Genomic DNA, 21,707 nt, shown 5'->3' on the forward strand with positions numbered 1-21,707 from the left:
CCCCGCCGCGCCAGCTCGGTGGTCAGGCTCGCGGCGAGCGTCGACTTGCCCGAGCCGGTCATCCCGTCGACGACCAGCACGACGCGTGGGCCCTCGGCCGGGCCGAGACCGTCACGGCTGCGCAGGTCCGGCAGGAGGGTGGCCAGGTCACGAGGCAGCGCTGGGGCGGACACCCCAGCAGGCTACCGCGCTCCTCGCGTAGGCTGGCGGTCGTTGCCCACCCAGCTGTCAGGAGTGCCCATGAGTGTTGCCGTCCGTGTCATCCCCTGCCTGGACGTCAAGAACGGACGAGTCGTCAAGGGCGTCAACTTCCAGGGACTGCGCGATGCCGGTGACCCGGTGGAGCTGGCCCGTCGCTACGACCAGCAGGGCGCCGACGAGATCACCTTCCTTGACGTCTCGGCCTCCTCGGAGGGCCGGGCCACGATGCTTGACGTCGTGTCCGCCACGGCCGAGCAGGTCTTCGTGCCCCTGACCGTGGGAGGTGGGGTGCGCAGCGTCGAGGACGTCGACACCCTCCTGCGCGCGGGCGCGGACAAGGTCGGCATCAACACTGCGGCGATCGCGCGCCCGGAGCTGCTCAGCGAGGTCGCCGAACACTTTGGCAACCAGGTCGTGGTCCTGTCCGTAGACGCACGGCGCTGCCCACCAGGGGTGAGCACGGCGTCGGGCTACGAGGTGACGACCCACGGCGGCACCCGCTCGACGGGGATCGACGCCGTGGAGTGGGCACGGCGGGCGGCCGAGCTGGGAGCGGGGGAGATCCTGCTCAACTCCATGGACGCCGACGGCGTGACCGCAGGCTTCGACCTGGCCATGCTCGACGACGTGCGCGCCCAGGTCACGGTGCCGCTGATCGCCTCGGGAGGGGCGGGACGGGCTCAGGACTTCGCCGCTGCGGCGGACCACGGGGCCGACGCCGTCCTGGCGGCCAGCGTCTTCCACTACGGCACGCTCACGATCAGCCAGGCCAAGCAGGCGCTGCGCAAGGCCGGCCACCCCGTGCGCCTGGCCACGCCCGCGCACCCTGAGCTTGACCCCGCCGTCGCCGCGCGGCTCAAGCGCGACGCCGCAGGGCTGGTGGCCGCCATCATCCAGGAGGCTGAGACCGGGCAGGTCCTCATGCTGGGGTGGATGAATGACGAGGCCCTGCGCCGCACCCTGACTGAAGGGCGGGTCACCTTCTGGTCGCGCAGCCGGCAGGAGTACTGGCGCAAGGGGGACACCTCCGGCCACGCCCAGTACGTGCGCTCGGTGGCCCTGGACTGTGACGGGGACGCGCTGCTCGTCCAGGTCGACCAGGTCGGGGCAGCCTGCCACACCGGTGCCCGCTCCTGCTTCGAGGCCGGGGGAGACCTGGGCGCCGTCGTCGGGCACCGTGACGAGCCGCGCGAGGTGTGAGCGGCGGCACGGCGGATTTGCCTCAGCCCTCCCCACCGAGGACGATGGCCACACACTGTGGCGGTGCCAGCACACCAGCTGGCGTCCCTGACCGGACAGGAGGTGAGTGATGATCGCGTTCGAGGAGCTCATCGAGGCGGCACGTCACGCCGTGGCGCGCCGCGAGCAGGAGCGTGCCCTGGAGAGCCTGCGTGAGATGGTGCGCACCGCTCCCGCCTCCAAGGACGCCCTGGCCGCGCTGCGTGCCGAGGGCCGGGCGGTCTCCGTCATCGCCGAGGTCAAGCGCGCCACCGCCACCTTCGCCGACCTCAGCGGCGTGGGTGACGTCGCCGTGCTGGCTCGCTTCTACGAGGCGGGAGGGGCCGCGTGCGTCTCGGTGGTCACCGAGCCGGTCTACTCCAACGGGGACCTGCGCGACCTGGACGCTGTGCGCGGGGCCGTGGACGTGCCGGTCCTAGTCAATGACCTCATCGTCACCCCCTATCAGGTCCATGAGGCGCGTGCTCACGGTGCGGACCTGCTCAAGCTGGACGCCCGGCTGGACCCCCTCATCCTGGAGTCCCTCATCGAGCGCACCGCCTCGCTGGGCATGCTCGCCGTCGTCGAGGCCCATTCCAGGCGCGAGGCCATCACCGCGGTGGAGAACGGGGCGCGTTGCGTGGCCGTGGACGCCCGGGACCCTGACACCCTCGAGGTCGACCCGAGCAGGTTCGAGCAGGTGGCCGAGGTGCTGCCTACTTCCGTGCTGCGCGTGGCTGAGGGCGGGGTCAGCGGCGCCCGCGACGTCATGGACTACGCCCGCGCCGGTGCGGACGTGGTGCTCGTGGGCGAGGCCCTCATCCGCTCGGCCGACCCGCAGCAGTTCGTGGCCCAGCTGGTCGCCGCCGGCTCCCACCCCTCCTTGTTGACCGCCATCCATCGAGAGGCTCTGTGAGTGCTACCTGTTTCGATCCCCAGCCCGTCCCAGAGCGTGTGGTACCTCGGTCCTTTTCCCCTGCGCGCCTACGCCTTGTGCATCCTGACCGGCGTCTTCATCGCCGTGTGGTGGACCGGGCGGCGCTACCAGCGCCTGGGTGGGCACCCCGACACCACCTTGGACGTGGCGATGATCAGCGTGCCGGTGGGCATCGTGGGAGCCAGGATCTACCACGTCATCACCTCACCTGACGCCTACTTCGGCCCCCGCGGGAACCTCGCGCTGATCCCCCAGATCTGGCATGGCGGGCTGGGGATCTGGGGCGGTATCGCCGCCGGGGTCGCCTCGGGTGCGTGGCTGCTGCACCATCGTGGGCTGCGACTGTCCCCTTTCGCTGACGCCGTCGCGCCGACTCTGCTGGTGGCCCAGGCAGTAGGGCGGCTAGGCAACTGGTTCAACCAGGAGCTCTTCGGCGGCCCGACCACGCTGCCCTGGGGCCTGCAGATCGACGACGCCCACCTGCCAGCGGGCTACGCCTCGGGGACGCTGTTCCACCCGACCTTCCTGTACGAGGCGCTGTGGAACCTGGCCGGGGCCGCCTTCCTGGTGTGGCTGGGGCGCCGGCTGCGCCAGCGCCAGGGGGCCACGGGTGGGCGTCTGGTCTGGGCCTACCTCATGGTCTACACCGCAGGACGGGTGTGGATTGAGTACCTGCGAGTGGACGAGGCCCAGGTCATTGCGGGACTGCGCCTGAACGTGTGGACCTCTGTGCTCGTCTTCGTGGCGGGACTGGTCGGCTACGTCCTCGTCTCACGACGTCACCTCGATGACGCGATCGAGACCGCAGCCCCGTGACGATGGTCCCAAGCCGGTGGAACCACCGTGGCGGTGGGCTATCGCCGGCAAACTCACGTAGGATGTGAGCCATGCGTAGAGCCAAGATCGTATGCACCCTCGGACCAGCGACAGACTCTCCGGAGCAGGTGCAGGCGCTCGTCGACGCAGGCATGAACGTGGCCCGTATCAACCGTTCCCACGGTCGGGCCGAGGACCAGGAGGAGGTCATCGCGCGGGTGCGTGCCGCGGCTGAGGCCTCCGGCCGTCCCGTCGCCGTCCTCGTCGACCTGCAGGGACCGAAGATCCGGCTGGGGACCTTCGTCAATGACCAGAAGGTCATGCTGAACAAGGGTGACGAGTTCACCATCACCACCGAGGACGTGCTGGGCACCGTCAAGCGCGCCTCGACCACCTTCAAGGGACTGCCCGGGGACTGCCGTCCTGGCGACCGACTGCTCATCGATGACGGCAACGTCGCGGTGCGGGTCGTGGCCGTCACGGACACGGACGTCGTCACCAAGGTCGAGGTTCCCGGTTACGTCTCCAACCACAAGGGGCTCAACCTGCCCGGCGTGGCGGTCTCCGTGCCGGCGCTGAGCGAGAAGGACCGTGAGGACCTGCGCTGGGGCCTGCGGATCGGGGCCGACCTCATCGCCCTGTCCTTCGTGCGCAGCGCGGAGGACATCAAGGACGTCCACCAGATCATGGACGAGGAGGGGATCCACGTTCCCGTCATCGCCAAGATCGAGAAGCCGCAGGCGGTGGAGAACCTCTTCGATATCGTCTCAGCCTTCGACGGCATCATGGTGGCCCGTGGTGACCTGGGCGTGGAGATGCCGCTGGAGGCCGTGCCGCTGGTGCAGAAGCGCGCTATCGAGCTGGCTCGTCGCCAGGCCAAGCCGGTCATCGTCGCCACCCAGGTGCTGGAGTCGATGATCCAGAACCCCCGGCCCACGCGTGCTGAGGCCTCGGACTGCGCCAACGCCATTCTCGACGGCGCAGACGCCGTCATGCTCTCCGGCGAGACCTCCGTGGGGGCCTACCCGATCGAGGCGGTGCGGACCATGGCCCGCATCATCGAGAACGTCGAGGAGAACGGCGGCGAGCGCATCGCGCCGCTGGGTTCCTACCCCCAGACCCGTGGTGGCGCGATGACCCGCGCGGCCGCGGACATGGGAGAGCAGCTGGACGCCACCTACCTGGTGACCTTCACCCAGTCCGGTGACACAGCGCGCCGTCTGTCCCGGCTGCGCTCGCCCATCCCGCTGCTGGCCTTCACGCCGCTGCGCACGACTCGCAACCAGCTGGCGGTGTCCTGGGGCGTGACCACCTACGAGGTTCCCTCGGTGCATCACACCGATGAGATGGTGGCGCAGGTGGACGAGCTGCTGCAGGCCAAGCACCTGGCCAGCCCCGGTGACGAGGTCATCATCGTGGCCGGTATGCCGCCGGGCACGCCGGGCTCGACCAACTCCATCCGTGTCCACACGGTAGGCGAGACGGTCGACTACATGGCCTGATCGGCCTGACCGCTGACGGGCCGCCAGGCCTGCCAAAACGTCAACGGGTGCGGCCGAGTGAAGAGACCTGTTCTTTCACTCGGCCGCACCCGTACACGTGGGGCCAGGGGCGCGGAGCACAATCAGTACCTCCGGTGGGACTCGAACCCACAACGCTCCGATTTTGAGTCGGATGCCTCTACCAATTGGGCTACGGAGGCGCCAGCGCTGCCAGACACGACACCATCGCGCGACAACGACGGTGACCATACTACAATCACCGCGTGACTACTGAGCCCAGCACCAAACGTCGTGTCCTTGTCGCCGAGGACGAGACCCTGATCCGCCTTGACATCGTCGAGACCCTGACGGAAGCCGGCTACGAGGTCGTAGCCGAGGCTGCCGACGGCGAGCAGGCCGTTGCCCTGGCAGACGAGTTCGAGCCGGACCTGTGCGTCATGGACGTCAAGATGCCCGTGATGGACGGCATCACGGCTGCCGAGAAGATTCTGGACAACCACTCCGTCGCCGTCGTCATGCTCACGGCCTTCTCCCAGACCGAGCTGGTCGAGCGTGCCAGCGCGGCCGGCGCCATGGCCTATGTGGTCAAGCCCTTCACCCCGGCTGACCTCGTTCCCGCCCTGGAGATCGCGGCCTCGCGTCACGAGGAGATCCAGTCTCTGGAAAACGAGATCAGCGACCTGCAGGAGCGTTTCGAGACGCGCAAGCGCGTGGACCGCGCCAAGGGCCTGCTCATGGAGAAGATGGGGCTGAGCGAGCCGGAGGCCTTCCGGTGGCTGCAGAAGACCTCGATGAACCGTCGCCTGACCATGCGTGAGGTGGCCGACGCCGTCATCGAGCAGGTCGGCGCCGCCAAGGAGTAGCCAGGCCGGTCCGGCCGCCAGTCTCAGGCGGGTGCCTAACCGACCGAGGTAAACAGGCTGCGCAAGGTGCCGCGCGCGGCCAGGCAGCCGGCGTCGTCGCTCACCGTGACCTCGTAGACCGCCGTACGCCGTCCGATGTGGACGGGGATAGCCACGGCGGTGACGAGACCGTGACGTACCGGACGCAGGTGGCTGACCTGGAGCTCAGCCCCCACCGGGACCGTGCCCTGGGGAGCGGCCTGACGAGCGGCCACCGAGGCCGCGGTCTCGATCAGGGCCGCACTGGCCCCGCCGTGGAGGATGCCGATCACCTGGAGCGCGCCGTCCACCGGCATCCTGACCACCGTGCGCTCAGCGCTGCGCTCAGTGACCTCCATGGCCAGGGTGGACATGAGGGTCCCGCGCTCGGCCTGCTCAAGGCTGGGCGAGTCCAGCGGGGTCGAGGCGGGCGGGCGTGCAGACTCGGTCGGGCTCATACCCGTAGGCTGGCACGGTGAGCACCACCTCGACTACTCCTGACCAGCCCGGTACTGACCACGCGCCTGCTACGAGTGGGCGGCTGCTGCTCATTGACGGGCACTCGATGGCCTTCCGTGCCTTCTTCGCCCTGCCGGTGGACTCCTTCACGACCTCGACCGGCCAGGCGACCAACGCGGTGCACGGCTTTACCTCCATGTTCCTGTCACTGATCGAGCAGGAGGCCCCCACCCACGTCGCCGTGGCCTTCGACCTGCCTGGTGGGACCTTCCGCACGCAGGAGTACGCCGAGTACAAGGGCACGCGTGAGCAGACCCCCCAGCCGTTTATCGGGCAGATCGAGCTCATTGAGGAGGTCCTGGCCGCCCTCGGGGTGCGGTCGGTGACGGCGCCTGGATTCGAGGCCGACGACATCCTGGCCACCCTGGCCGCCCAGGCCCAGGACGAAGACATGGAGGTCCTCATCTGCTCTGGCGACCGTGACTCCTTCCAGACGGTCACGCAGCGCTGCACGGTGCTCTACCCGATCAAGGGAGTCTCGACCCTGCGCCGGATGACGCCGCAGGAGGTGACCGAGCGTTATGGTGTCCCGCCCGAGCGCTACCCGCACCTGGCAGCCCTGGTGGGCGAGACGAGTGACAACCTGCCGGGCGTGCCCGGGGTCGGGCCCAAGACCGCGGCCAAGTGGATCAACCTGTATGACGGCCTGGAGGGCGTCATCGCCCACGCTGAACAGATCAAGGGCAAGGCCGGGCAGAATCTGCGCGACCACCTCGACGACGTCATCCGCAACCGCCGTCTCAACCGGCTGCGCACTGACCTGGACCTGGGGATCGACCCTGTGGCGGACCTGCGGATGCCGCTGGCCGACCGCAGCGCCGTGGCTCGGGTCATGGAGAGCCTGGAGTTCCGTACGCTCCACCAGCGTGCGCTGCGTGTGCTCAGCTTCTCCGACACCGCCGATCACGCTGAGGAGGTCACCGGTGAGGGCTCCCCGCGGCAGGTGCTGGAGGACCTGGAGGTCTTCACGCTCGGCCGGGAGGTCGCCCCGGGGCAGGTTGAGGGCTGGATCCACCGTCACCTGGGTGACGCAGGCGTGACCATCGGTGTCGACGTCGTGGGCACCCTGGCACCAGGGCGCGGGGACGCCCAGGTGGTGGCGGTCTCCGACGGCGCACGGTCGCTGGTAGTGGACATGACCCTCCTCCTGGCCCAGGACGAGGAGGCGCTTGACCAGCTGCTGTCCGATCCTGATCACCCCAAGGTGGTGGCCGACGCCAAGGGGAGCTGGCACGCGCTGCGGGGCCGCGGCATCGGTCTGGACGGCGTGGTGGCCGACCCCGCCCTGGCTGCCTACCTGTGCCGCCCGGAGCAGCGTAGCTACGACGTCGCCACGCTGGCTGAGCGTTGGCTCGGCCTGGACCTGGAGTCCCTGGCCCAGGCCGAGCCGCAGACGGCCTTCGACCTGGAGTCACTGGCCGACGGAACGCCTCCGAGGACCCTGCTGGCCTCGGCGCGCCGCGCGGCCTGCCTGCTGCCGCTCCAGGAGGTCCTTGGCGAGCAGATGGCCCAGCGCGGGGCGGTCACGCTCTACACCGAGCTCGAGATGCCCGTGGCGGCCTGCCTGGCGCAGATGGAGGACGCCGGTATCGCCGTGGACGACTCGGTGCTGGCGGCACGCGAGGTGGAGCTGGACGCCCGGGTCACGCACGCCGCCGAGGCCGCTTTCGCCGCCGCCGGCCACGAGCTCAACCTCTCCAGCCCCAAGCAGCTCCAGGCGGTCATCTTCGACGAGCTGAAGATGCCCAAGACTCGCCGGACCAAGCGGGGCTACACCACTGACGCCGAGGCACTGGCCGCCTTGTACGCCAAGACCGGGCACCCTTTCCTGGAGCATCTGCTGGAGCACCGCGACGCCATCAAGCTGCGTCAGACCGTGGAGGGCCTGCGCAAGGCGGTGCTTGCCGACGGACGCATCCACACCACCTTCCAGCAGACCGTGGCTGCCACGGGGCGGCTGTCCTCCACCGATCCCAACCTGCAGAACATCCCTGCTCGTACCGAGGAGGGGATGCGGATCCGCGAGGCCTTCACGGTGGGCCAGGGGCAGGAGTGCCTGCTGACGGCGGACTACTCCCAGATCGAGATGCGCATCATGGCGCATCTGTCCGGCGACCAGGCGCTGATCGACGCCTTCCGCTCGGGGGAGGACCTGCACCGTTACGTAGCCGCGATGGTGCACGGGATCGACGTCGCTGACGTCACCGCCGAGCAGCGCAGCCACGTCAAGGCCATGAGCTACGGCCTGGCCTACGGACTGTCCACCTACGGACTGGCTCGCCAGCTGGGGATCGACAATGCGGAGGCCTCGGCGCTGCGCGATGCCTACTTCGCCCGTTTCGGCGCGGTGCATGACTACCTGGAGTCCGTGGTTGCTCAGGCCCGCCGTGACGGGTGGACCCAGACCATGTTCGGACGCCGGCGCTACCTGCCTGACCTCACCAGTGACAACCGCCAGCGCCGTGAGATGGCTGAGAGGGCGGCACTCAACGCCCCGATCCAGGGCAGCGCGGCCGATATCGTCAAGAAGGCGATGATCGACGTCGCCGACGCCCTGGCCGAGTCCGCGCTGGCCTCGCGTGTGCTGCTCCAGATCCATGACGAGCTCCTCCTGGAGATCGCCCCGGGTGAGGCCGAGGCGGTCGAGGAGCTGGTACGCGCACGGATGTCCGGTGCGGCACAGCTGTCCGTGCCGCTGGACGTGTCCGTGGGGCGCGGAGCGACCTGGCGGGCCGCTGCTCACTGAGCGCGGCAGGCCGATGTCTGCATGGCGACGGCGTACAGCTGCCAAACGTGAGCGATTCCACGTGGTCTGCACGCAGTTGGGGGAGGGTCCCAGGGGGTGCATCCTGGGAGCGTCCTGGTAGAGTCACGCGGGTGCGCCCCAGGGCCTCTGTCAGAGGACCAACCGCACCGTGGGCCAGTCCGGGCTGGTTCGCGCAAGGGGGACGCATGGTTTCTGCTGACCCGACCCACCAGTCCGTATTCGGAGCACCTACTCAATGACCACAACCACGCCCAGCCCCGCCCCGGTCGCCGTCAACGACATCGGCTCGACCGAGGAGATCCTCGCCGCCGTCGACGAGACCATGAAGTACTTCGATGACGGCGACATCGTCGAGGGCACTGTCGTCAAGGTCGACCGTGACGAGGTCCTCCTTGACATCGGCTACAAGACCGAGGGCGTCATCCTCGCTCGTGAGCTGTCCATCAAGCACGACGTCGACCCCGACGAGATCGTCTCCGTCGGGGACGAGATCGAGGCTCTTGTCCTTCAGAAGGAGGACAAGGAAGGCCGCCTGCTCCTGAGCAAGAAACGCGCTCAGTACGAGCGCGCCTGGGGCACGATCGAGCGCGTCAAGGAGGAGGACGGCGTCGTCACCGGCACCGTCATCGAGGTCGTCAAGGGCGGCCTCATCCTCGACATCGGCCTGCGCGGCTTCCTGCCCGCCTCGCTGGTGGAGATGCGTCGTGTCCGCGACCTGCAGCCCTACGTCGGCCGCGAGCTCGAGGCCAAGATCATCGAGCTGGACAAGAACCGCAACAACGTGGTCCTGTCCCGCCGCGCCTGGCTGGAGCAGACCCAGTCCGAGGTTCGCACCAACTTCCTCCAGACCCTGCAGAAGGGTCAGGTCCGCACTGGTGTGGTCTCCTCGATCGTCAACTTCGGTGCCTTCGTGGACCTGGGCGGCGTCGACGGTCTCGTCCACGTCTCCGAGCTGTCCTGGAAGCACATCGACCACCCCTCCGAGGTCGTCGAGGTCGGTCAGGAGGTCACCGTCGAGGTCCTCGACGTCGACTTCGACCGCGAGCGTGTCTCCCTGTCGCTCAAGGCGACCCAGGAGGACCCGTGGCAGGCCTTCGCCCGCACCCACGCCATCGGCCAGGTCGTGCCCGGCAAGGTCACCAAGCTCGTTCCTTTCGGCGCCTTCGTGCGCGTGGAGGACGGCATCGAGGGTCTGGTCCACATCTCCGAGCTGGCCCAGCGCCACGTCGAGGTGCCCGAGCAGGTCGTCAAGGTCGGCGAGGAGGTCTTCGTCAAGGTCATCGACATCGACCTGGAGCGTCGCCGCATCTCCCTGTCGCTCAAGCAGGCCAACGAGGGCGTCGACCCCAACTCCGAGGACTTCGACCCCTCGCTGTACGGTATGGCTGCCGAGTACGACGAGAACGGCAACTACAAGTACCCCGAGGGCTTCGACCCGGAGACCAACGAGTGGCTCGAGGGCTACGACGCCCAGCGCGAGGCCTGGGAGGCCGAGTACGCGGCTGCCCACGCTCGCTGGGAGGCCCACAAGGCTCAGGTCGCCAAGGCTCTGGAGGAGGAGACCGAGGCTGGCGAGACCGCCGCTGCTGGCTCCGCCTCCTACTCCTCGGCTCCGGCCGAGTCCACCGGCACCCTGGCCTCCGACGAGGCCCTGGCTGCCCTGCGCGAGAAGCTGACCGGCAACTGAGCCCGGTAGCTGACCACGCCGCCTGAGCGGCCCGGCATATCGCCTGAGATCTGGCCCCGTCCACTGCCAAGTGGACGGGGCCAGATCTCGTGCTACGGTCGTGCCCGCGCCGGGACGACCCGGCGACGCGGACGCACACGGGGACGGCCCCAGCACTATCGAGAGGGGCCGGTCATGTCCTGGATCGTCCTCATTGCCTCCGGCATCTTCGAAGCGGTCTGGGCGACTGCCATGAGTCGCTCGGAGGGCTTCACGAAGCTTCTTCCCACGCTGGTCTTTGCCGTGAGCTGCCTGGTGTCCATGGGCGGCCTGGCCTATGCGCTGCGTGAGATCCCGGTGGGCACCGGCTACGCCGTGTGGACGGCGATCGGGGCGGCAACCACCATCACCTGGGCCATGGTCACCGGCGCTGAGTCGACGTCGGTGGTCAAGGTGCTGCTTCTGGCCGGCCTCATGGCTTGCGTTATCGGTCTTAAACTCGTCTCCGACGCTGAGCACTAGGAAGGTGCTCGCGGCACCGAGCGAGGAGACCACATGGGGCACAGTCGCCCACGCATCGCGATCTGCGGACTGCACATTGAGTCCTCTACCTTTACCCCCTACACCTCGGGAGAGAAGGACTTCGTGGTGCGGCGAGGCCAGCAGCTCCTTGAGCGTTACAGCTGGAAGGACGAGCCGTGGGCGCAGGTAGTGGACTGGGTGCCTGTGCTGCACGCCGGGGCACTGCCCGGGGGCGTGGTCGAGCGCAGGGCCTATGAGGCCTGGCGCGAGGAGATCGAGCAGGGCCTGCGCCAGGCCCACCAGAGCGAGCCCCTGGACGGCGTCTTCTTCGACATCCACGGCGCGGCGAGCGTGGAGGGCGAGGACGACGCCGAGGGCGACCTGGTCACGGCGGTGCGCCGCGCCGTGGGCCCAGGGCCGATGATCTCAGCATCCATGGATCTGCACGGCAACGTTTCCGACACGCTCTTTGACGGCTGCGACCTCATGACCTGCTACCGCATGGCACCCCACGAGGACGCCCGTGAATCAGTGCGCCGGGCGGCCTACAACCTCGTGGCCCGCCTGCGGGACGGCTCTGGTAAGCCTGTCAAGGCCCTGGTGCACGTGCCGGTGCTGCTGCCGGGGGAGAAGACCTCGACCCGCATCGAACCGGCACGCTCGCTCTATGCGCGTGTTCCCGACGTCGAAGCACGTCCCGGCGTCACGGACGCCGCCATCTGGATCGGCTTCGCCTGGGCCGATCAGCCGCGCTGCCAGGGCGCCGTCGTCGTCTACGGCGATGACCGGCAGGCGGTGGCCGACGGCGCGTGCGAGCTCGCAGAGGCCTTCTGGCAGGTGCGCGACGACTTCGACTTTGTTGCTCCGGTGGACAGCCTGGAAGGCTGCCTTGAGTGGGCGCTGACGGCTCGGCGCCCTACCTTCATCTCTGACTCGGGGGACAATCCCGGTGCGGGCGGGGCCGATGACGTCACGGTTGCGCTGGCGGGGCTGCTGGCCTGGGAGCCGGTACGCACCGGCAGCCTGGAGGTCATCCATGCCTCGATCGTGGATCCGGTCGCGGCCGAGGCCTGCTGGCAGGCGGGGGCTGGCGGCGAGGTCAGCGTCGAGCTCGGTGGTCACATCGACACCCGTGAGCCCGGGCCGGTGCCGGTGACGGGCACGGTGACGGCCCTGTGCGACGACCCGATGGGCGGGCGCACGGCCGCCCTGCGCAGTGGCGGTCTCACGGTTATCGTCACCAGCCGGCGCAACCAGTACGCCGAGCATGAGCAGTACGCACGCTTGGGCCTGGACGTACGCCGAGCCGACGTCGTCGTGGTCAAGATCGGCTACCTGGAGCCGGACCTGTACGAGGCGCAGCGTGACTGGAAGATGGCGCTGACTCCAGGCGGAGTCGACCAGGACCTCATCCGGCTCGGACACCGCCACATCGAGCGTCCCATGGTGCCCTTCGACACGGACCTGGGCAAGGCCGGCCCCCACCTGCGGCTCGTCGTGCCCTGACGCGGGCGTCGCGTCGCGCCGGGGCCGCGTGAGGTCGTTAGGCTCGCCTCATGCATCAGGTCAGTGCCCTCATCACGGGATTCGAGCCCTTCGCCGGCGGCAGCGACAACGCCTCCTGGGAGGCAGTACGCGCGCTGCCGGAGGAGCTGACGCTGGCAGGAGGGGCGGTGAGGTTGCGTCGTGAGCTCCTCCCGGTCACTTTCGCCGGGGCCGCGGCACGGGTGCGCGAGCTCATCGCCTCTGGGCGACCGGACGTCGTCGTGCACGTGGGCCTGGACGCCAGCGCAAAGGCGATCAAGCTGGAGACCACCGCCTACAACGAGGCCACGGCCTCCATCCCGGACAACTCCGGCGCCCAGCCCGACCACGCCGAGGTGGTCCCTGCTGGTCCGAGGCGGCGTCACTCCACCTGGGCGGCCCACGCCCTGGCCGGCCGTCTGTCCGCCACCGGCCTGCCGGTGACCACCTCTGACGACGCCGGGCGCTACGTGTGCAACACGACCCTCTACACCGCGCTGGACGCCGTCGAGGAGGACCCCACCCGTCCGACCGGCTTCGTCCACGTACCGCTGGCCACGACTATTGGGACCCCGATCGTGACCAGGACCCTGGCTGCGCTGCTGGTCGAGCTGGCCGACCAGGTCCGCCGTCACCACGCGCACATCCAAGGCATGAGCCGCCTGAGCGTCCCGCGTCCCAGCCGGCCGCTGCGTGTAGGCCTGACCGGAGGCATCGGCTCGGGAAAGTCGACCGTGGCCGGGATGCTCGCGGCACGCGGCGCGCTCGTCGTGGACGCCGATGCCCTCGCACGCGCCGTCGTCGAGCCGGGCACCCCCGCCCTGGAGGAGATCAAGCAGGCCTTTGGCCAGGGCGTCATCGCCGCGGACGGCGGCCTGGACCGCGCCGCTCTGGCAGCGGTGGTCTTTGACGACGACGAGGCCCGGGCCCGGTTGGAGGCCATGACTTTGCCTCGCGTGGCCGCCGCCGCGGCTGAGCAGATGGAGGCGGCAGGACCGGGCCGCGTCGCCGTCTACGACGTCCCCCTGCTGGCTGAGGGCGGCATGGCGGACCTCTTCGACACCGTCATCGTGGTCAGGGCGCCACGCGAGCTGCGGCTGGCGCGTCTGGAGGCACGCGGCCTGGCACGCGCGGACGCTGAGGCTCGGATGTCCCAGCAGGCCAGTGACGGCGAGCGCGAGGCTCTGGCCGATCTCGTCATTGACAACGACGGCGCTGTGGAGCAGCTGGAGGAGCAGGTGGCAGGTGTGTGGCAGGCCCTGGAACGCGGCTAGGCTGGGGCGGTGCCTGACACTGACCACGACGAAGACCTGACCAGCTCGAGCCTGGACCGACGCGGCAGGCGCGTGGTCGGGCTCGTGGTCGGACTCAATCTCGTCGGCGTGCTCACGGAGGTGGCTGTCGCCGCGGCCATCGGCTCGGCCTCGCTGCTGGCGGACGCCGCCGACTTCCTGGAGGACGTCCTCATCAACGCCCTCGTGCTCGCAGCGCTGGGCTGGTCACTCGCCGGCCGGCGCAGGGCCAGCACCTGGCTGGCAGGTCTCATCCTCCTGCCGGCTCTGGCCGCCCTGGCCACGGCCGCTTGGAAGGTGGTCACGGGTGCTGCTCCCGACGGCGGGGCGCTGAGCTGGACGGCCCTGCTGGCCCTGGTCCTCAACGCCGCGAGCGCCCTGGCCCTCATCAGCCTGCGAGGCCGTGGGGGAGCGCTGGTACGCGGAGCCTGGCTCGCGGCCCGCAACGACGTCCTCGCCAACCTGCTCATGGTGGCTGCGGGGATCCTGACCCTCGCCCACCCGAGCGTGTGGCCGGACGTCGTCGTCGGCTCCTTCATGGCCGTGGTCAACCTGCGCGCCGCCCGAGAGGTGCTGGAGCAGGCGCGTGCCGAGGACCCGGCACTGGAGGTGGACGAGGACTAAGGCTCTAGGCTGTGCCCCATGCGTCCTGTCACCGACCTGCGCCGTGCCGACAAGCCCTTCGAGGTCATCAGTCCGTACACGCCGTCCGGCGACCAGCCCGCGGCCATCGCTGAGCTCACCGAGCGGCTCAATGCGGGCGAGAAGGACATCGTCCTGCTGGGAGCCACGGGAACGGGCAAGTCCGCCACCACCGCCTGGCTTGTTGAGCAGGTCCAGCGCCCCACCCTCATCCTGGAGCCCAACAAGACCCTGGCCGCCCAGATGGCGGCGGAGTTCCGCGAGCTGCTGCCGGGCAACGCGGTGGAGTACTTCGTCTCCTACTACGACTACTACCAGCCCGAGGCCTACGTCCCCCAGACGGACACCTTCATCGAGAAGGACTCCTCGATCAACGACGAGGTCGAGCGCCTGCGCCACAGCGCCACGAACTCCCTGCTCACCCGGCGCGACGTCGTCGTCGTCTCCTCCGTCTCCTGCATCTACGGCCTGGGCACGCCCCAGGAGTACGTCGACCGCATGACCCCGCTGGCGGTGGGCGAGCGGATCGACCGTGACGAGCTGCTGCGACGCTTCGTGGGCATGCAGTACACCCGCAACGACATTGACTTCACCCGCGGCACCTTCCGGGTGCGCGGTGACACGGTGGAGATCATCCCGATGTACGAGGAGCTCGCGATCCGGATCGAGTTCTTCGGCGACGAGATCGAGTCCCTGGCCACCCTCCACCCGGTGACCGGTGACGTCATCTCCACCGTCGACCAGGTCTTCGTCTTCCCCGCCTCCCACTACGTGGCCGGTCCCGAGCGCCTGACTCGGGCTATCAAGGGCATTGAGGACGAGCTTGCTGACCGCCTGGCCGTCCTGGAACGCGACGGCAAGCTGCTGGAGGCCCAGCGCCTGCGTATGCGCACCACCTACGACCTGGAGATGCTGGGCCAGATCGGCACCTGCTCAGGCGTGGAGAACTACTCGATGCACATTGACGGTCGCTCTCCGGGCACACCGCCCAACACGCTGCTGGACTACTTCCCCGAGGACTTCCTCCTCGTCATCGACGAGTCCCACGTCACCGTCCCGCAGATCGGGGCCATGCATGAGGGCGATGCCTCGCGCAAGCGCACCCTCGTGGACCACGGCTTCCGCCTGCCCAGCGCCCTGGACAACCGGCCGCTGACCTTTGCCGAGTTCGAGGAGCGCATCGGTCAGACCGTGTACCTGTCCGCCACCCCCGGCGACTATGAGATGAAACGGTCCGACGGCGTGGTGGAGCAGATCATCCGTCCCACCGGTCTCGTGGACCCCAAGATCGTCGTCAAGCCCACCCAGGGCCAGATTGACGACCTCCTGGAGGAGGTGCGTGCCCGCACGGACAAGGACGAGCGCGTGCTGGTCACCACGCTGACCAAGCGCATGGCCGAGGACCTGACCACCTACCTCGCCGACCGCGGGGTCAAGGTCGAGTACCTCCACTCCGACGTCGACACCTTGCGGCGCGTGGAGCTGCTGCGCGAGCTGCGGCTGGGACAGTTTGACGTGCTGGTGGGGATCAACCTCCTGCGCGAGGGCCTGGACCTGCCTGAGGTCTCCCTCGTGGCGATCCTGGACGCGGACAAGGAGGGCTTCCTGCGCTCGTCGACCTCGCTCATCCAGACCATCGGGCGTGCGGCCCGAAACGTCTCCGGCGAGGTCCACATGTACGCGGACAAGGTCACCCCGGCCATGCGTGAGGCGATTGACGAGACCGAGCGGCGTAGGGCCAAGCAGATGGCCTACAATGACGCCCACGGCATCGACCCCCAGCCCCTGCGCAAGAAGATCGCGGACGTCACCGACATGCTGGCGCGCGAGGACGTGGACACCGAGGAGCTGCTGGCCGGCGGCTACCGGGGCCACGAGGACCGCCAGGTGGCTACGCGTCGCAAGAAGGCCGCCGAGGCGACCGTGCGTGAGAAGCTCGCCGGTGCCGCGGAGGCGGACCTGGTCGAGCTCATCAACGAGCTGACCGGGCAGATGCACGCTGCCGCCGAGGACCTCCACTTCGAGCTCGCGGCCCGGCTGCGCGACGAGATCCAGGACCTGAAGAAGGAGCTGCGCGCCATGAGGGCGGCCTCCTGACCACGCTCTGACCACGCCCTGACAGCGTGCCCAACGGCACAGCCGTGGCAGGGTGGTGGCGTTCGGAGGGGCCGGCGTCGTCCGTTAGACTCAGCGGCGTTCATACGGAGGGGAGTACTCCCACCAACAACGGCGTCGTCATCACGGCGGACCGGCCAGGCTTGCAGCCTGACCCGGCCCCCGGCGCCGCGGGCCCTGAAGGTGCCGCACCCAGCAGCGCGTTCCTGGCGGGAGGAGACCTCCGGTACCAGTCCCGTACCGGAGGAGCACCGTGGAGGTCCACGCCCTCGGATGGATCGCGCTGGCCGCGATCATCCTCGCCATGATCACCATCGACATCGTCGGGCACGTGCGCACCCCGCACGAGCCGACCCTGAAGGAAGCCGCCTGGTGGTCCGTGGGCTACATCGCCCTGGCCGTCATCTTCGGCGCCATCGTGTGGGGCGTATGGGGAGGCCAGTACGGTCAGGAGTACTTCGCCGGCTACATCACCGAGAAGGCGCTGAGCGTGGACAACCTCTTCGTCTTCGTCATCATGATCTCCAGCTTCCGGGTACCCCGGAAGTACCAGCAGGAGGTCCTGCTCGCGGGCATCGTGATCGCGCTCGTGCTGCGACTGGTCTTCATCCTGCTGGGAGCCGCCCTGATCGAGAACTTCTCCTGGGTCTTCTACCTCTTCGGTGCCTGGCTGCTGTGGACCGCCTTCTCCCAGGCCCGTGAGGGCGTGCAGGAGCCCGATCACCACTCCGAGGAGTACGAGCCCAGCGGCTTCGTTCGCCTCATCTCGCGCGTGGTGCCGATGACCGACGGCTTCGTGGGCGGCAAGGTCATCCACCGCCACGCCGGACGCACCATGATCACCCCGATGCTGCTGTGCATCATCGCCATCGGCACCGCGGACGTCATGTTCGCCATCGACTCGATCCCGGCGATCTACTCGCTGACGGCCGAGCCCTACCTCGTCTTTGCGGCCAACGCCTTCTCCCTGCTGGGCCTGCGCCAACTCTACTTCCTCATCGACGGCCTGCTCGACCGCCTGGTCTACCTGCACTACGGCCTGGCAGTGATCCTGGCCTTCATCGGCTTCAAGCTGGTCAACCACGCCCTGCACACCAACGAGCTGCCCTTCATCAACGGCGGGCAGCACTGGGAGCTGATCCCAGAGCCGTCCATCGGGGTGTCCCTGGGCTTCATCGTCGTTGTCGTCATCATCACCGTGCTCGCCTCCCTCGTGGCCTCCCGACGCGCGGTGTCCTCCCAGGAGACCACCCCTGGTCAGGAGCAGCCGCGCTCCTGAGGAAGGACCTCCTTCCATGACCGTCGGTCCACTTGCCTGGACGGTACTGATCTGCCTGGTCCTCGGCCTGCTCGCCGTCGACTTCATCGGCCACGCCCGCAACCCCCACCCGCCCTCGATGAGCGAGGCCGTGCACTGGACACTGGGCTATATCTGCCTGGCGGCGCTTTACGGGCTGGGGGTGGGACTCACCGAGGGATGGACCTGGGCGGGGCAGTTCTACGCCGGCTGGCTTACCGAGTGGTCACTGAGCGTGGACAACCTCTTCGTCTTCATCCTCATCCTCGGCGCCTTCCGGGTGCCCAGGCCTTTCCAGCAGAAGGCCCTGCTGGCGGGCATCGTCATCGCGCTCGTGCTGCGCCTGCTCTTCATCCTGGCCGGGGCCGCGCTCATCGCCCGCTTCAGCTGGGTGTTCTACCTCTTCGGCGCCTTCCTTCTCTACACGGCGGTCAAGCAGGTGATTCAGGCGCGCGGCCAGGACGAGGCGGAGGACGAGGACGGCTCGCAGTACGTGGACAATGCCCTCACGCGCCTGGTGCGCCGGGTGGCCCCGGTGACCGAGGGCTTTGTGGGCAACAAGCTCCTTCACCGCCACGCCGGGCGCACCATGATCACGCCGTTGCTCGTGTGCGTGCTCGCCCTGGGTACGGCCGACCTCATGTTCGCCTTCGACTCCATCCCGGCGATCTTCGGACTGACCCAAGAGCCCTTCCTCGTCTTCAGCGCCACAGCCTTCTCCCTACTAGGCCTGCGTCAGCTCTTCTTCCTCATCGACGGCCTGCTCGACCGCCTGGTCTACCTGCCTTACGGCCTGGCGGTCATCCTGGGCTTCATCGGCTTCAAGCTGGTCAACCACGCCCTGCACACCAACGCGGTGCCACTAATCAACCACGGTCAGCCTGTGACCGCCGTGCCCGAGCCCTCCACCGGAGCGTCCCTGGTGGTGATCATCGGGACTCTGGCTATCGTGGCCGCCACCAGCCTCATCCACACTCGGAGGAATGCATGAGCACTGCTGAGGACCGCCAGGGCCTGAGCCAGGCCGAGGTAGCCGAGCGTCAGCGCGCGGGCCAGACCAATGAGTTCAAGGAGACCACCTCACGCTCGGCGGCGCAGATCCTGCGGGCCAACGTCTTGACGATCTTCAACGCGATCCTCGCTATCGCCCTCGTCCTGGTGCTCGTCTTCGGTTCGCCTGCCGACGCCTTGTTCGGCTTCGTCCTCATCCTCAACACCGCCACCGGCACGTTGGCCGAGGTCCGCGCCAAGCGGGCGCTGGACCGCCTCACTGTCCTGGACGCCCCTGTGGCCCACGTGATCCGGGCCGGGCAGGAGCAGGACGTCGCCGTTGGCGAGGTGGTGCTCGATGACGTGCTGCGTCTGCGCAGCGGCGAGCAGGTGCCGGCCGACGCCGTCGTCCTGGCCGCTGACGGGCTGGAGGTAGACGAGTCGATTCTCACCGGCGAGTCTGACGCCGTGCGCCCAGGGCCGGGTGATGCCGTCATGTCTGGTACCACCGTCACCGCCGGCACCGCCGTCGTGCGCACCACGGCGGTGGGGGCGCAGGCCTACGCCCACCGCCTGGCTACCGAGGCGCGTCGGTACTCCCTCGTCGTCTCCGAGCTCCAGGCGGGTACCAACCGCATCCTGCACTGGATCTCCTGGGTCATCGTGCCGGTGGGCCTGCTGGTGGTCTGGTCCCAGATGCGCCTGCACGGGGGAGCGGCAGCCTCCTTCGCCACCGGGGAGTGGAAGGTAGCGCTTGTGGCGGGAGTTGCCGGCGTGGTCGGTATGGTCCCGCAGGGCCTGGTGCTACTCACCAGTGTCAACTTCGCCACCGCCTCACTCAAGCTGGCCCGCCAGCACGTGCTCGTCCAGGAGCTGCCGAGCGTGGAGGTCCTGGCCCGCGTGGACACGCTGTGCCTGGACAAGACGGGGACGCTGACCACCGGCCGGATCACGATGCGGCAGGTGCTCGGCGCCGCGGGCACGGACGACGGCGCCCAGAAGCTACGTGAACCTCTGCTGGCCTTGACCGGCGTGGCTGACCCCAACGCCACCGCCGAGGCCGTCCTGGAGGCGCTCACGGGCCAGGAGACCGGCACGGACACTGACGCTCGCAGCCTGGAGGCCGTGGCGGCCCTGCGCGAGAGGATCGGCCAGGCCGTGCCCTTCTCGTCATCGCGCAAGTGGTCCGGCGTCGAGCTTGACGGCGTCTGCTGGGTCATGGGCGCTCCCGAGATCGTCCTGAGCGGGGCCGACGGCGGTAGGCAGCTGCTCGGCCGCGCCGGCGAGCTCGCCGGTGGGGGAGTGCGGGTGGTCGCGCTGGCCCGCTCCGCCTCCGGCTTTGGCGAGGGCAACGGCGACGGCAAGGCTCGCCTTCCGCACGAGCTCGTGGCAGCGGGCCTGGTGGTCCTGTCCGAGGAGGTCCGCCCCGACGCTGCCCAGACCCTGGAGTACTTCCGTGCCCAGGGTGTGGAGGTCAGGATCATCTCCGGGGACAACCCGGATACCGTGGCGGCGGTGGCCGCTCGGGCAGGCGTGCGCGGACCGGGCGGTGAGGAGGGATCGCAGCTCGTGGCCCTGGACGCCCGCACGCTGCCCACCCGCGCCGAGGACCCAGCAGATCGTGAGGCCCTGGCGGCGGCGCTGGACGGGGCCCAGGTGCTCGGACGTGTCACGCCCGAGCAGAAGAAGGCCGTTGTCCAGGCCCTCCACCTGCGCGGGCGGACTGTGGCCATGACCGGCGACGGCGTCAACGACGCCCTGGCCCTGAAGGAGGCGGACCTGGGCATCGCCATGGGCAACGGCGCGCCGGCTACCAAGGCCGTGGCCCGGATGGTGCTGCTTAGTGGTGAGTTCTCGGCCCTGCCCGGTGTGGTGGCTGAGGGCCGGCGTGTCATGGCCAACACCGAGCGCATCGCCTCACTGTTCCTGTCCAAGACGGTCTATGCCAGCCTCATCGCCGTCGTCGTGGCGATGACGGCGATCAGCTATCCCTTCCTGCCGCGCCAGCTGACGATCGTGTCCTCCCTGACGATCGGTGTGCCTGCGTTCATCCTGGCGCTGGCCCCCAACACCCAGCGCTATCGTGCCGGCTTCCTGCCACGTGTGCTGGCCCTGGCGGTGCCAGCCGGTCTCGTGGCAGGCACGGCGACGCTGGCCACCCACGTGTGGCTCACGACCACCGGCGCCAGCGAGCCACAGGTCACCACCGGTGCCACCCTCGTGCTCGTCGTCGCCGGGCTCAGCCTGCTCACGCTCACCGCCCGGCCGCTGCTGGGATGGAGACTGGGGCTCATTGTCACCATGGGTGCCTTAGCCGTACTCGGGGTCCTGGTGGCGCCGGTGCGCGAGTTCTTCCTGCTGGCCTGGCCGACGACGTCGACGTGGCTGGCCATCCTGATCGGCGGCGGGGCGGCGGTCGCCGGCATCCAGGCCGTGGGTGTGGCCCGGTGGATCGGGCGGCTAACGAGCCGCGTCAGCAAGGAGTGACTCAGCGGATCGAGCCGATGACCGGGTTCCACTCGCGGGGGACACGCTCAGCGATGAACCCGGCCTGGTGGAAGGGATCGTCCTCAAGCAGCGCCAGGGCGCCCTGGGCGTCCTCGGCCCGCACGATGATGAGGGCGTCATGGGTGCCGACGTAGGGGCCGGCGGCGATGAGCTTGCCCTGCTCAGCCAGCTGGCCGTTGAAGGCGCGGTGGGAAGGGCGCACCTGCGCCATCTCCTCGTCCTTGTCCGTGACGTAGTGGTACTCGACGGCGAAGATCGTGCTCATGGGACTCAGCCTAGACCGGCCTGGGGCTGGTAAGTCGGCGGCCGG

General features: G+C 69.0%; 17 protein-coding genes, 1 tRNA gene and 1 pseudogene. 16 read left to right on the forward strand and 3 right to left on the reverse strand.

All coding sequences use genetic code 11. From position 1 onward, the window contains the following. Nucleotides 1-240: 240 nt before the first annotated feature. The 5 genes and pseudogenes from hisF to pyk form a co-directional block, all read left to right on the forward strand. Nucleotides 241-1,008, forward strand: a pseudogene (gene hisF / locus HMPREF0058_RS09905) (imidazole glycerol phosphate synthase subunit HisF); the annotation flags it as partial. After that, nucleotides 1,009-1,401, forward strand: coding sequence for a phosphoribosyl-AMP cyclohydrolase (gene hisI, locus HMPREF0058_RS13050; protein ID WP_211205898.1), 393 nt, complete (start codon nucleotides 1,009-1,011; stop codon nucleotides 1,399-1,401). Nucleotides 1,402-1,510: 109 nt separating this feature from the next. Next, on the forward strand, nucleotides 1,511-2,335 hold the full coding sequence (locus HMPREF0058_RS09910) for an indole-3-glycerol phosphate synthase TrpC (RefSeq protein WP_006549659.1): 825 nt from the start codon (nucleotides 1,511-1,513) through the stop codon (nucleotides 2,333-2,335). Beyond that, a complete protein-coding gene (gene lgt / locus HMPREF0058_RS09915) occupies nucleotides 2,336-3,172 on the forward strand; it encodes a prolipoprotein diacylglyceryl transferase (protein ID WP_006549660.1) in 837 nt (278 codons plus the stop codon). It abuts the gene before it with no gap. 71 nt (nucleotides 3,173-3,243) lie between these two features. Next, the gene (gene pyk / locus HMPREF0058_RS09920; RefSeq protein WP_024034728.1) at nucleotides 3,244-4,674 is read left to right on the forward strand and encodes a pyruvate kinase; all 1,431 of its coding nucleotides are present in this window, start codon (nucleotides 3,244-3,246) and stop codon (nucleotides 4,672-4,674) included. Between the two features lie 126 nt (nucleotides 4,675-4,800). Here the strand turns inward: pyk and HMPREF0058_RS09925 are convergent. Further along, nucleotides 4,801-4,874, reverse strand: a tRNA-Leu gene (locus HMPREF0058_RS09925). Nucleotides 4,875-4,937: 63 nt separating this feature from the next. Between HMPREF0058_RS09925 and HMPREF0058_RS09930 the strand changes: the two genes are divergently transcribed. Continuing rightward, complete coding sequence (locus HMPREF0058_RS09930) at nucleotides 4,938-5,537, forward strand: ANTAR domain-containing response regulator (RefSeq protein WP_006549662.1); 600 nt, start codon at nucleotides 4,938-4,940, stop codon at nucleotides 5,535-5,537. A 35-nt stretch (nucleotides 5,538-5,572) separates the two neighbouring features. On the opposite strand, the gene HMPREF0058_RS09935 is transcribed toward HMPREF0058_RS09930, so the two are convergent. Then, on the reverse strand, nucleotides 5,573-6,013 hold the full coding sequence (locus tag HMPREF0058_RS09935; RefSeq protein WP_006549663.1) for a PaaI family thioesterase: 441 nt from the start codon (nucleotides 6,011-6,013) through the stop codon (nucleotides 5,573-5,575). A gap of 17 nt (nucleotides 6,014-6,030) precedes the next feature. Between HMPREF0058_RS09935 and polA the strand changes: the two genes are divergently transcribed. The 10 genes from polA (at nucleotide 6,031) to HMPREF0058_RS09985 (ending at nucleotide 21,376) form a co-directional block, all read left to right on the forward strand. After that, a complete protein-coding gene (gene polA / locus HMPREF0058_RS09940; RefSeq protein WP_034237135.1) occupies nucleotides 6,031-8,820 on the forward strand; it encodes a DNA polymerase I in 2,790 nt (929 codons plus the stop codon). A 256-nt stretch (nucleotides 8,821-9,076) separates the two neighbouring features. Next, the gene (gene rpsA, locus HMPREF0058_RS09945; protein ID WP_006549665.1) at nucleotides 9,077-10,528 is read left to right on the forward strand and encodes a 30S ribosomal protein S1; all 1,452 of its coding nucleotides are present in this window, start codon (nucleotides 9,077-9,079) and stop codon (nucleotides 10,526-10,528) included. A gap of 174 nt (nucleotides 10,529-10,702) precedes the next feature. Beyond that, nucleotides 10,703-11,029 (forward strand): DMT family transporter, encoded by a 327-nt coding sequence (locus HMPREF0058_RS09950; RefSeq protein ID WP_006549666.1) that lies wholly within the window; start codon nucleotides 10,703-10,705, stop codon nucleotides 11,027-11,029. Nucleotides 11,030-11,062: 33 nt separating this feature from the next. Then, nucleotides 11,063-12,535: a M81 family metallopeptidase gene (locus HMPREF0058_RS09955; protein WP_006549667.1), complete on the forward strand. Its 1,473-nt coding sequence runs from the start codon at nucleotides 11,063-11,065 to the stop codon at nucleotides 12,533-12,535. A gap of 50 nt (nucleotides 12,536-12,585) precedes the next feature. Next, on the forward strand, nucleotides 12,586-13,827 hold the full coding sequence (coaE, locus tag HMPREF0058_RS11900) for a dephospho-CoA kinase (RefSeq protein ID WP_006549668.1): 1,242 nt from the start codon (nucleotides 12,586-12,588) through the stop codon (nucleotides 13,825-13,827). Nucleotides 13,828-13,836: 9 nt separating this feature from the next. Further along, nucleotides 13,837-14,469, forward strand: a complete 633-nt coding sequence (locus tag HMPREF0058_RS09965) for a cation diffusion facilitator family transporter (protein WP_006549669.1) — start codon at nucleotides 13,837-13,839, stop codon at nucleotides 14,467-14,469. A gap of 18 nt (nucleotides 14,470-14,487) precedes the next feature. Further along, entirely contained in the window at nucleotides 14,488-16,584 is a 2,097-nt protein-coding gene (gene uvrB / locus HMPREF0058_RS09970; protein ID WP_006549670.1) for an excinuclease ABC subunit UvrB, read from the forward strand. Between the two features lie 271 nt (nucleotides 16,585-16,855). Next, a complete protein-coding gene (locus HMPREF0058_RS09975; protein ID WP_006549671.1) occupies nucleotides 16,856-17,881 on the forward strand; it encodes a TerC family protein in 1,026 nt (341 codons plus the stop codon). 16 nt (nucleotides 17,882-17,897) lie between these two features. Then, nucleotides 17,898-18,890, forward strand: a complete 993-nt coding sequence (locus HMPREF0058_RS09980; protein ID WP_006549672.1) for a TerC/Alx family metal homeostasis membrane protein — start codon at nucleotides 17,898-17,900, stop codon at nucleotides 18,888-18,890. Then, complete coding sequence (locus tag HMPREF0058_RS09985; RefSeq protein WP_006549673.1) at nucleotides 18,887-21,376, forward strand: HAD-IC family P-type ATPase; 2,490 nt, start codon at nucleotides 18,887-18,889, stop codon at nucleotides 21,374-21,376. Before HMPREF0058_RS09980 ends, HMPREF0058_RS09985 begins: the two co-directional genes overlap by 4 nt. 1 nt (nucleotide 21,377) lies before the next feature. Here the strand turns inward: HMPREF0058_RS09985 and HMPREF0058_RS09990 are convergent, their stop codons facing one another. Beyond that, on the reverse strand, nucleotides 21,378-21,662 hold the full coding sequence (locus HMPREF0058_RS09990; RefSeq protein ID WP_006549674.1) for a YciI family protein: 285 nt from the start codon (nucleotides 21,660-21,662) through the stop codon (nucleotides 21,378-21,380). Nucleotides 21,663-21,707: the final 45 nt, after the last annotated feature.

Source organism: Actinomyces urogenitalis DSM 15434 (assembly GCF_000159035.1).
In the GTDB taxonomy this organism is placed as follows: Bacteria; Actinomycetota; Actinomycetes; order Actinomycetales; family Actinomycetaceae; genus Actinomyces; species Actinomyces urogenitalis.

Bases quoted from the DNA above. Each gene is read 5' to 3' on its own strand.
- HMPREF0058_RS09910 (WP_006549659.1), top strand. From the start codon at position 1,511: ATGATCGCGTTCGAGGAGCTCATCGAGGCGGCACGTCACGCCGTGGCG.
- pyk (WP_024034728.1), top strand. From the start codon at position 3,244: ATGCGTAGAGCCAAGATCGTATGCACCCTCGGACCAGCGACAGACTCT.
- HMPREF0058_RS09935 (WP_006549663.1), bottom strand. From the start codon at position 6,013: ATGAGCCCGACCGAGTCTGCACGCCCGCCCGCCTCGACCCCGCTGGAC.
- rpsA (WP_006549665.1), top strand. From the start codon at position 9,077: ATGACCACAACCACGCCCAGCCCCGCCCCGGTCGCCGTCAACGACATC.
- HMPREF0058_RS09950 (WP_006549666.1), top strand. From the start codon at position 10,703: ATGTCCTGGATCGTCCTCATTGCCTCCGGCATCTTCGAAGCGGTCTGG.
- HMPREF0058_RS09955 (WP_006549667.1), top strand. From the start codon at position 11,063: ATGGGGCACAGTCGCCCACGCATCGCGATCTGCGGACTGCACATTGAG.
- coaE (WP_006549668.1), top strand. From the start codon at position 12,586: ATGCATCAGGTCAGTGCCCTCATCACGGGATTCGAGCCCTTCGCCGGC.
- uvrB (WP_006549670.1), top strand. From the start codon at position 14,488: ATGCGTCCTGTCACCGACCTGCGCCGTGCCGACAAGCCCTTCGAGGTC.
- HMPREF0058_RS09980 (WP_006549672.1), top strand. From the start codon at position 17,898: ATGACCGTCGGTCCACTTGCCTGGACGGTACTGATCTGCCTGGTCCTC.
- HMPREF0058_RS09985 (WP_006549673.1), top strand. From the start codon at position 18,887: ATGAGCACTGCTGAGGACCGCCAGGGCCTGAGCCAGGCCGAGGTAGCC.
- HMPREF0058_RS09990 (WP_006549674.1), bottom strand. From the start codon at position 21,662: ATGAGCACGATCTTCGCCGTCGAGTACCACTACGTCACGGACAAGGAC.